Genomic DNA, 9,589 nt, shown 5'->3' with positions numbered 1-9,589 from the left:
GGGAATTCCCGGCAGGCTTTTGGTCGCACATCATAAATTAGGCAGTAATTATCTGCAGCCAAAAAAGTACAGGGCACTTGTTGAAGTACATAATCATTATCTTCATCTATTCGCAAATACTGCTCAATAAACTGTTGCGGCTTTAATTTTAAATGCTTGCTAATGCGCTCTATGTCTTTATTGGTAAATAAAGGGCCGGTAGTTTTACAGCAATTTGCACAGTCCAGGCAATTGGTTCGGGAAAATTCTTTCTCGTGCATTTCCTGCATTTGCCTATCCAAATCTTTTGGCGACTTTTTTCTAAGCTTTGCAAAAAACTTTTTATTTTCTTTATGCTTATCTTTGGCCTTTTCAGGGAGATTTTTTAGAATTTCTTCCATTAGGCAAAGATATAAAACCAAGCTACACCTCATCAATGAATCAGCAAACTTCAGTAAAAGACATTTTTGGAAAAGCTATTTCAGCTTACTATCACGAAAAGGATACTACCGATATCCAGGTACATTCCCCCGACTTTGATGATGATGTAATTCCTGTTCCTTATTTGTTCCGAAATTATGCTGAAATGCCGCCCTTAGAGCAAAAAGCGTTGCAGCTTGCAAAGGGAAAGGTTTTAGATGTAGGCAGCGGTGCAGGAAGCCATTCGCTTTATCTTCAGCAAGAAAAAAACCTTCAGGTGACTTCCATTGATACCTCTAAAGGCGCTATAGAAATTTCCCGTCTACGCGGAGTTAAAGATGCTCGAAACATTGATTTTTTCGACTTAAAAGATGAAAAATTCGACACGATTTTGATGCTAATGAATGGCAGCGGAATAATTGGCAAGCTCAACCAGCTTGACAAATTCTTTAAAAAAACCAGGGAATTGTTAAATCCGAATGGTAACGTTCTTTTAGATTCTTCAGATTTAAGCTATTTATTTGATCGTGACGAAGATGGTGGGATTTGGGTAGACTCTGAAGCTGCATATTACGGTGAACTGGAATTTAAAGTAAGTTATAAAGGGGAAAATTCTGCTTATTTCAATTGGCTCTATATAGATTTTCAAACTTTAAAATTTGCCGCTGAAACCAATAACTTTAGCTGCAAACGAATAAAAGAGGGAAAACACTACGATTATTTAGCTGAATTACAAGCTTTAAAACAATAAATTTATATTTTTACCAAAATTGCTTTTTCAATGTCTAAATACAAATACGGCCTTCTTCTTTTAATTATATTGTTTAGCTTTTCCTGTACTTCAGATTCAGGTGAAAATGATGATGATGGAGTGGTTGGAATAGATAAAACAGCCAATTTACAAGGTTTGGGAGATTCAGCTTCCCACCTTTTAAGCGATGCTGAATTCACTTCAATGAATATAGAAATTGTTTATGTAAACGGGTATGCTCCTAACCAGGCAGCTCTATCAAATTTTAAAAGTTTCCTTGAAGAACGAACTTTTAAACCCGATGGTATAAACATTAGTTTAAGAGCAGTTTCCTCATCTGGTAAAGCTCCTTTTTCTATAGAGGAAATTGTAGAAATAGAAAAAGAAACCCGTACTGTGTACAATGCGGGAGATGAAATTGCGGTGTATATTTATTTTGCTGACGGAAAAAGTGAAAAAGACGAAGAAAATAAATTCACCCTGGGTTCAGCATTTAGAAATACATCTATGGTGATTTTCGGAAAAACTATTGAAGATTTTGCGGCAAGACCTAACGCTCCAATAGAAAGTGATATTGAAGCAGCAGTTTTAAACCACGAATTTGGGCATTTATTTGGCCTGGTAGATATTGGTACCGAACCACAATCTGACCATAAAGACGATGATAACGAAGGCCATTGCAATGTTCCCGATTGCCTAATGCGCGCTTCTATAGAATTTGGAAGCGGAATTATAGATGAAATTGAAGGAGGACGTATCCCACAATTAGGAATGCACTGTATTAGAGACCTACAAGCAGCCGGGGGACGATAATTTTTTGAAGTAAGAGGTTTAAAGTACCAAGTCGCACTAATTGAAATCAGATCGGAAAAATCTATTGTTTTCTATACGTCATCCTGAACTTGTTTCAGGATCTAATATATTACAAATTAGAAGCTGAAACCAGTTCAGCTTGACGAAAACCATAATTCTTCACTTCAAACTTCTAAAACTTAATTCGCTACTTCACTTATAAATTTAATGCGATATAACCTCAGTTCTTCATCGTCATAATCGCCGTCAAATTCCTGGATGGCTTCATCTATTTTATCGGTTTCAGCTTCCAGAAAATATTCGTGAATTTCTTCCTGCTGGTCTTCATCTAAAATATCGTCTATCCAGTAATTTATATTCAACTTGGTTCCGCTGTACACAATTGCTTCCATTTCTTTGATGAATTCCTTCATCTCCATACCCTTGGCCGAAGCAATATCATCTAAAGGTAATTTGCGGTCTACATTCTGAATTATATATAATTTTAAAGCTGAATTTGCTCCGGTAGATTTTACCACCAAATCGTCTGGACGAACAATCTCATTTTCATCTACATACCGCTGAATAAGTTCTACAAACTCTTTCCCAAACTTTTTGGCTTTGTTTTCGCCTACTCCAAAAATATTGGTAAGCTCTTCAATATTTACCGGATATTTTATAGCCATATCTTCCAGCGAAGGATCCTGAAAAACTACAAAAGGAGGCACCTCGTTTTTTACTGCTACTTTTTTCCGAAGATCTTTCAGCATTTTCACCAGGGTTTTATCTACCCCAGAACCTCCTGACTGACTTGCAGTGGGAACAGCTTCAGTAGTACTATCAAAAATATGATCATCGGTCATCATAAAAGAAGTTGGATTCTCTAAGAATTCTTCTCCTTTAGGAGTAAGTTTTATTACGCCATAGGTTTCTATATCTTTCTTTAACAAACCGGCTACCAAAGCCTGCCTAATTAAAGCCATCCAGTATTTCCCATCCCTGTCTTTCCCTTTTCCAAAAAGTGGGTGAGTGTCGGTTTTATGTGATAAAATAACCGCATTAGATTTTCCTATAAGTGTTTTTACAACTTCTTTAGATTTATATAATTGCTTTGTTTCTTTTATTGTTTTTAAAAGTAATTCTACCTCTTTGCCGGCCTCGTGTTGCTTTTTAGGATACCTAACGTTATCGTCCATAGAGGCACCTTCGCCGGTTTCACTATCAAACTCTTCCCCAAAATAATGCAGAATGAACTTTCGGCGGGAAATGGAAGTTTCTGCATAGGCAACTACCTCCTGAAGTAAAGCGTGACCAATTTCCTGTTCGGCCACTGGTTTTCCGCTCATAAATTTTTCGAGCTTTTCAATATCTTTATAAGAATAGAAAGCCAAACAATGGCCTTCGCCACCATCTCTTCCTGCCCGACCGGTTTCCTGGTAATAACTTTCTATACTTTTTGGAATATCGTGGTGAATCACAAACCGAACATCGGGTTTATCTATTCCCATCCCAAAGGCAATGGTAGCCACCACAACGTCAATTTCTTCCATAAGAAACTGGTCCTGGTGTTTACTTCGGGTTTTGGCGTCCAGCCCGGCGTGGTATGGCACGGCATTAATACCATTAACCTGAAGTGTTTGCGCAAGCTCTTCAACCTTTTTTCTACTTAAACAATAGATAATCCCAGATTTCCCGCGGTTTTGTTTTATAAAACGGATAATATCTGCATTTACATTTTTGGTTTTTGGCCGTACTTCATAATATAAATTAGGACGGTTAAAACTCGCTTTAAAAGTATTTGCATCTGGAATTCCCAGGTTCTTTAGAATATCTTCCTGTACTTTGGGAGTCGCGGTAGCTGTAAGGGCAATAATTGGAATATTATCTCCTATACGTTTAATAATGCTGCGCAAGTTTCGGTATTCCGGTCTAAAATCGTGACCCCATTCACTTATACAATGCGCCTCATCTATAGCCAGAAAAGAAATCTTTTGTTGTTTTAAAAACTCAACATGATCTTCTTTGGTAAGTGATTCAGGCGCTACATAAAGCAGCTTGGTAACACCGTTAGCGATGTCTTCTTTTACCTGTTTTACTTCAGTTTTATTCAAAGAGGAATTTAGCACATGCGCAACGCCGTGCTCTGCAGAAATACTACGTATAGCATCTACCTGGTTCTTCATTAAAGCGATAAGGGGCGAAACCACAATTGCCGTTCCTTCTTCAATCAACGCAGGGAGTTGGTAACATAGGGATTTCCCTCCTCCGGTAGGCATTACCACAAACGAATTATTTTTATTCACTATACTGGTAATCACCTCTTCCTGAAGGCCTTTGAATTGACTAAACCCAAAGTACTTCTTTAGCTGTTGGTGTAAATCAATTTCCGTCAAACTCATTCAATTGTGTTACAATTTTACATACATTTGCATAACTAAAGATACATATTTCTTTAAACTCACAATCCTTAATTTTATCTAAATTTGAAACTGAAGGAAAAAATCCTTATTGCTGCAAAAGAAACCATTTCCATTGAGGCCAAAGCAATTGCAAACCTGGAAAATTTTATTGATAGTGAGTTTGCCGAAGCCGTAGAAAAAATATATAAAGCTAAAGGAAGGGTAATTGTAACCGGCATAGGAAAAAGTGCCGTAATTGCCACAAAAATAGTAGCTACACTCAATTCTACTGGCACACCTGCAATTTTTATGCATGCTGCAGACGCTATTCACGGAGACCTGGGAACCATACAAAAAGACGATGTTGTAATTTGTATTTCTAAAAGCGGAAATAGCCCTGAAATAAAAGTACTGGTACCTTATATTAAGGATTTCAACAATCTACTTATAGGAATTACTGCCGATAAAGAATCTTTTCTTGGAAGGGAATCTGACCATGTATTGAATTCTTATGTAGAAAAAGAAGCCTGCCCAAATAACCTTGCACCTACAACAAGTACAACTGCGCAAATGGTTATGGGAGATGCTTTGGCAATCTGTCTTTTAAAATTAAAAGGTTTTTCAAGAAAAGATTTTGCAAAATACCATCCCGGTGGTTCGCTTGGTAAAAAGCTTTACCTGAGAGTAAGCGATATTACGGCGCAAAATATGAAACCCCAGGTTACACCAGAAACTTCAGTTACCGATGCTATTATAGAAATTTCAGAAAAAATGCTTGGTGTAACTGCCGTAATTGAAAACAATAAAATTATTGGTATAATCACCGATGGTGATATTAGGCGAATGCTTAAAAACAATACCGAATTCAAAAATCTTACAGCTAGAGATATTATGAGTCCCGCGCCAAAAACCATAGACCAGGATTCCCTGGCGGTAGACGCTTTAGAAATGCTGGAAGAAAATAAAATATCCCAGTTACTTGCCCTGGATAACCAAACCTACGCGGGTGTAGTACATATACATAACCTAATTCGAGAAGGAATTTTATAATGAAGCAAATTGGCACCCCTGAACCAGAGATGTCCTTTTTGGACCATTTAGAAGATTTAAGATGGCATCTAATAAGATCTGTTGTCGCAATTGTTGTGGCAGGCTCTATAGCTTTTCTTTTAAAAGGATTTATCTTTGACGTCTTACTTTTTGGTCCCAGTAGAGGCGATTTTTTCTCTTATGATATTCTTTGCCGAATTTCTACTTCGCTTGGATTAGATGCCGGTTTCTGTTTTGACGAGATGCCGTTTAGAATTCAAAGTAGAACCATGGGCGGGCAATTTTCAGCCCACGTCTGGACCTCTATAACTGCAGGGTTTATTATTGCTTTTCCCTATGTAATATACCAGTTTTGGTTATTTGTGGCCCCGGCAATGCATGATAATGAACGCAAACACGCCAAAGGATTTATATTTATTACTTCCCTGTTATTTTTTATAGGAGTAATTTTTGGTTACTATGTGGTTACGCCATTATCCATAAATTTCCTGGGAAAATATCAGGTAAGTGAAACGGTTTTCAACGATTTTGATTTGGGTAGTTATATAGGCTTGGTTAGAGCTTCAGTACTAGCCAGCGGACTTATTTTTGAACTCCCCATTGTTATTTATTTCCTTACGCGGGTTGGAGTGGTAACGCCACAATTCCTAAAAAAATACCGAAAATATGCTTTGGTAATTGTACTAATTCTTTCAGCGATTATTACCCCTCCCGATATTGTTAGCCAGATAATTGTGGCTATTCCGGTATTGATACTTTATGAAGTAAGTATTATTATTTCAAAAGTAATCTACAAACAAGAACAAAGAAAATTTAATAAAAAATAGCTATGATTAATAAAGTTGACGAATTCAATGCTTACCGTCAGCAGATGAATGATAAAATTCTTGGTGAGAACAATAAAGTACTCAAAAGGATTTTTAATTTAGATACCAACGCTTTTACAGAAGGCGCGGTAGATAAAAAAACAAAAGAATTATTAGGCCTTGTTGCCTCATTAGTTTTACGTTGCGACGATTGTGTAAAATACCACTTAGAATCCAGTTACAAAGAAGGTTTATCCCGAGAGCAGGTTATGGAAACCCTGAGTATTGGAACTTTAATTGGAGGTACAATTGTAATCCCTCATCTGCGTCGTGCCCACGAATACTGGGAAGCCTTAGAAGAATCTAAAGAATAACAGGCTGGCATAAAAAATGTAACTTAGCTCTAAAATGCTATTTGAATGAAATTACGCGCCGAGAATTTAGTTAAAGCCTACAAAGGAAAAGAAGTTGTAAAAGGAATCTCGCTGGAAGTGAACCAGGGAGAAATAGTTGGATTATTGGGGCCAAACGGTGCCGGTAAAACAACTTCTTTTTATATGATTGTGGGTCTTATAAAGCCAAATTCCGGAAAAATTGTTTTAGACCAGGTTAATATCACTAAATATCCAATGTACAAAAGAGCACAGCACGGAATTGGATATTTAGCCCAGGAAGCTTCGGTTTTCAGAAAACTTAGTATTGAAGACAATATTATGAGTGTACTGGAACTCACCGATCTTTCTAAAGAAGAGCGTCACCATAAAATGGAAACCCTAATTGAAGAATTCGGTTTAGGCCATATTAGAAAAAACCGTGGAGACCTTTTAAGTGGTGGAGAGCGCCGCCGTACCGAAATTGCCCGTGCCCTCGCAACCGATCCTAACTTTATTCTTCTTGACGAACCTTTTGCCGGTGTAGATCCCGTTGCTGTAGAAGATATTCAGCGAATTGTTGCGCAATTAAAAGATAAAAATATCGGAATTCTTATTACCGATCATAACGTGCAGGAAACCCTGGCGATTACCGATAGAACTTACCTAATGTTTGAAGGAAGTATCCTGAAACACGGCCAACCCGAAGAACTCGCCGAAGACGAAATGGTGAGAAAAGTTTACCTGGGACAGAATTTTGAGCTTAGAAAAAAGAAGTTGTTTAAGTAATTAACTACAAAAGAACGTCATGCTGAACTCGTTTCAGCATTTAATACGTAACAATTTAGACCTCCGAATAAATTGCGGAGCAGGCTCTGAAACCATCCCGAAGCTTCGGAAGAGAACGTCATGCTGAACTCGTTTCAGCATCTAACATGAAATAACCTAGACCCTGAAACAGGTTCAGGGTGACGATACAATTTGGTTTAAGAATAAATTATAAAAAGTATACCTACATTAAAAACTTTTATCATACCTCCTCCTTCTTCGGAAAAACCACCGATAAAATCACATAACTCAAAATAATTAAGGGTACGGCTACAAACTGGAAGACCAGGATAAGCACCAGACATAAAAGCAGGAAGAAGTATCGTACTTTATTATCAGCAAAACCCCAGTTTTTAAATTTAAGGGCAAAAAGTTTTATTTCGGCATTTAAGAGATAACAACTAAGAAGCGTAATAGCTATTAAAAACCATTCATTTAAAATTAAACCGGTTAAAAAGCTATCGGGTTGATAAGTTAAAATAAGCGGAAAACTTAAAACCAGTAGTGCATTTGCCGGAGTGGGAACGCCAATAAATGAATCGGTTTGTCTATCATCTACATTAAATTTTGCTAACCTATAAGCCGAGGCTAAAGAAATAATCAATCCAGTTAAAGCAAGCGTATTAAAGTTCCAATCCCACCAACCGGGATTCACTTCCCAACCCGTGTTTTCTACGCCCGAATTTCCCGGCAAGGCGTTATCCAGTAATTGATACATCACAATTCCCGGTACTACTCCACTGGTAACAACATCGGCTAAAGAATCGAGTTGCAACCCAATTTCACTGGAAACTTTTAAGCTTCTGGCTGCAAGCCCATCAAAAAAATCGAAGAAAATTCCGCCAGCTACAAAAATAGCGGCCATAATGAGACTTCCCTGTACAGCGAAAATAACCGCGATGGTTCCGCAGAGAAGATTTAAAAGCGTAATTAAATTCGGGATATGTCTTTTTATACTCATAGATTGGTTTTCTAAAATACTAAACTAAGCAATTGCCGCCTGTTTCTACAAGTTTTTTAATTTCAGAAAGAACAATTACAAAAGCTTTAACTTCAAAGAAGCTACCGAATTCTCTTTAAAAAAGAATAGTTTGTTATTTTTGAAAAGAATTTCCTAAGTATGAAAAACCTTCTTTATGCAATTTCAAGCGGACTTTTATTACCATTTGCGTGGCCAACTTATGGCTTTCCTTTGCTTTTATTTGTTGCGTTTGTACCGCTACTATATGCAGAATTTAAAGTAAGAAATTCTAAAAAGAAATATATTAAATGGAGGGTGCTTGGCCTGGCTTATTTAAGCTTTTTCCTCTGGAATCTCATCACAACATACTGGCTCTATTTTTCTACCGCATTTGGCGGTGCCTTTGCAGTTTTGGTCAATTCTCTACTAATGGCACTGGTATTTTTGCTCTATCATATAGTAGCAAAACGTACCGGATTTAGCGCTGCATCAGCCTTTTTGGTTAGTATTTGGATGGTTTTCGAAAAACTGCATCTCGCCTGGGAATTTTCCTGGCCCTGGTTAAACCTGGGAAATGCTTTTTCTGAGTTTCAAAACTGGGTGCAGTGGTATGAATATACAGGAACCTTTGGCGGCACACTTTGGGTTTGGTTGGCCAATATCGCTTGCTTTAAAGCGGTATTACTCTACAAGGAATTCAAGGATAAAGATTTTATTTACCGCGGAATCTTTAAAATAGGGTTACTGATTTTAATCCCCATTGGTGTTTCCTATTTACTATTAAACCAGGTTGAAGAAAAAGGAGAAACGATGGAAGTGGTTATCCTGCAGCCAAATATTAATCCGTATACCGAAAAATACAATACCACCGATACACGGATTGGCGAGTTACTACTGAAGCTCAGTGAAGAAAAAGTGAGTGAGAAAACTAAACTTATTTTAGCTCCAGAAACCGTTTTTGCCGATGGAACCTTGCTGCCAAATTTTGAACAATCTGAAGCAGCTTTTTTCTCCAGACAACTTATAAATAAATATCCTCAAACTAATTTTCTTAGTGGGATTTCTTTTTATGAAAGGTTCAGTGATCCGGCAAAAGTTAGGGAACAAAGCAATCAATTAGGGCCAAACGTCTGGTATGATGATTATAATTCGGCTTTTTTAATGAATACGGAAGATATTCCGCAGCTTTATCATAAATCTAAACTCGTAGTTGGCGTAGAGAACTTTCCTTA

At 37.4% G+C, this 9,589-nt stretch carries 10 protein-coding genes; 7 read left to right on the top strand and 3 right to left on the bottom strand.

Annotated elements, in window-relative coordinates:
- On the bottom strand, positions 1-380 hold a 380-nt coding region (locus tag AACZ30_RS11045; RefSeq protein WP_339649372.1), incomplete at its 3' end, for a YkgJ family cysteine cluster protein.
- 35 nt (positions 381-415) lie between these two features.
- On the opposite strand from AACZ30_RS11045, the gene AACZ30_RS11040 reads away from it, so the two are divergent.
- Together AACZ30_RS11040 and AACZ30_RS11035 are read left to right on the top strand one after the other, a co-directional pair.
- Positions 416-1,150, top strand: coding sequence for a class I SAM-dependent methyltransferase (locus AACZ30_RS11040; protein ID WP_339649370.1), 735 nt, complete (start codon positions 416-418; stop codon positions 1,148-1,150).
- Positions 1,151-1,180: 30 nt separating this feature from the next.
- Positions 1,181-1,963, top strand: coding sequence for a hypothetical protein (locus AACZ30_RS11035; RefSeq protein ID WP_339649368.1), 783 nt, complete (start codon positions 1,181-1,183; stop codon positions 1,961-1,963).
- A gap of 179 nt (positions 1,964-2,142) precedes the next feature.
- On the opposite strand, the gene recQ is transcribed toward AACZ30_RS11035, so the two are convergent.
- A complete protein-coding gene (gene recQ / locus AACZ30_RS11030) occupies positions 2,143-4,341 on the bottom strand; it encodes a DNA helicase RecQ (RefSeq protein ID WP_339649366.1) in 2,199 nt (732 codons plus the stop codon).
- Between the two features lie 84 nt (positions 4,342-4,425).
- Between recQ and AACZ30_RS11025 the strand changes: the two genes are divergently transcribed.
- From AACZ30_RS11025 to lptB, 4 genes are read left to right on the top strand one after another with little or no spacing between them, the layout of a single operon-like run.
- A complete protein-coding gene (locus AACZ30_RS11025) occupies positions 4,426-5,391 on the top strand; it encodes a KpsF/GutQ family sugar-phosphate isomerase (RefSeq protein ID WP_339649364.1) in 966 nt (321 codons plus the stop codon).
- Positions 5,391-6,218, top strand: a complete 828-nt coding sequence (gene tatC, locus AACZ30_RS11020; RefSeq protein ID WP_075325975.1) for a twin-arginine translocase subunit TatC — start codon at positions 5,391-5,393, stop codon at positions 6,216-6,218. Before AACZ30_RS11025 ends, tatC begins: the two co-directional genes overlap by 1 nt.
- 2 nt (positions 6,219-6,220) lie before the next feature.
- Complete coding sequence (locus AACZ30_RS11015; protein ID WP_075325974.1) at positions 6,221-6,571, top strand: carboxymuconolactone decarboxylase family protein; 351 nt, start codon at positions 6,221-6,223, stop codon at positions 6,569-6,571.
- Positions 6,572-6,616: 45 nt separating this feature from the next.
- Entirely contained in the window at positions 6,617-7,357 is a 741-nt protein-coding gene (lptB, locus tag AACZ30_RS11010) for an LPS export ABC transporter ATP-binding protein (protein ID WP_075325973.1), read from the top strand.
- A gap of 241 nt (positions 7,358-7,598) precedes the next feature.
- Here lptB and AACZ30_RS11005 read toward each other — a convergent pair whose 3' ends face one another.
- Positions 7,599-8,357 (bottom strand): CDP-alcohol phosphatidyltransferase family protein, encoded by a 759-nt coding sequence (locus AACZ30_RS11005; protein ID WP_339649359.1) that lies wholly within the window; start codon positions 8,355-8,357, stop codon positions 7,599-7,601.
- 159 nt (positions 8,358-8,516) lie between these two features.
- On the opposite strand from AACZ30_RS11005, the gene AACZ30_RS11000 reads away from it, so the two are divergent.
- A partial coding sequence (locus AACZ30_RS11000; protein ID WP_339649357.1) for an apolipoprotein N-acyltransferase occupies positions 8,517-9,589 on the top strand: 1,073 nt, incomplete at its 3' end.

The sequence above is a fragment of the uncultured Salegentibacter sp. genome (genome assembly GCF_963972535.1).
Classification (GTDB): domain Bacteria; phylum Bacteroidota; class Bacteroidia; order Flavobacteriales; family Flavobacteriaceae; genus Salegentibacter.
The sequence above is the reverse complement of the archived record's forward strand: the minus strand, read 5'-3'. Positions and strand labels throughout refer to the sequence as shown.

What these genes read in the sequence shown, in the direction of transcription:
- AACZ30_RS11040 (WP_339649370.1), top strand. Translation starts at nt 416, where the DNA reads ATGAATCAGCAAACTTCAGTAAAAGACATTTTTGGAAAAGCTATTTCA.
- AACZ30_RS11035 (WP_339649368.1), top strand. Translation starts at nt 1,181, where the DNA reads ATGTCTAAATACAAATACGGCCTTCTTCTTTTAATTATATTGTTTAGC.
- recQ (WP_339649366.1), bottom strand. Translation starts at nt 4,341, where the DNA reads ATGAGTTTGACGGAAATTGATTTACACCAACAGCTAAAGAAGTACTTT.
- tatC (WP_075325975.1), top strand. Translation starts at nt 5,391, where the DNA reads ATGAAGCAAATTGGCACCCCTGAACCAGAGATGTCCTTTTTGGACCAT.
- AACZ30_RS11015 (WP_075325974.1), top strand. Translation starts at nt 6,221, where the DNA reads ATGATTAATAAAGTTGACGAATTCAATGCTTACCGTCAGCAGATGAAT.
- lptB (WP_075325973.1), top strand. Translation starts at nt 6,617, where the DNA reads ATGAAATTACGCGCCGAGAATTTAGTTAAAGCCTACAAAGGAAAAGAA.
- AACZ30_RS11005 (WP_339649359.1), bottom strand. Translation starts at nt 8,357, where the DNA reads ATGAGTATAAAAAGACATATCCCGAATTTAATTACGCTTTTAAATCTT.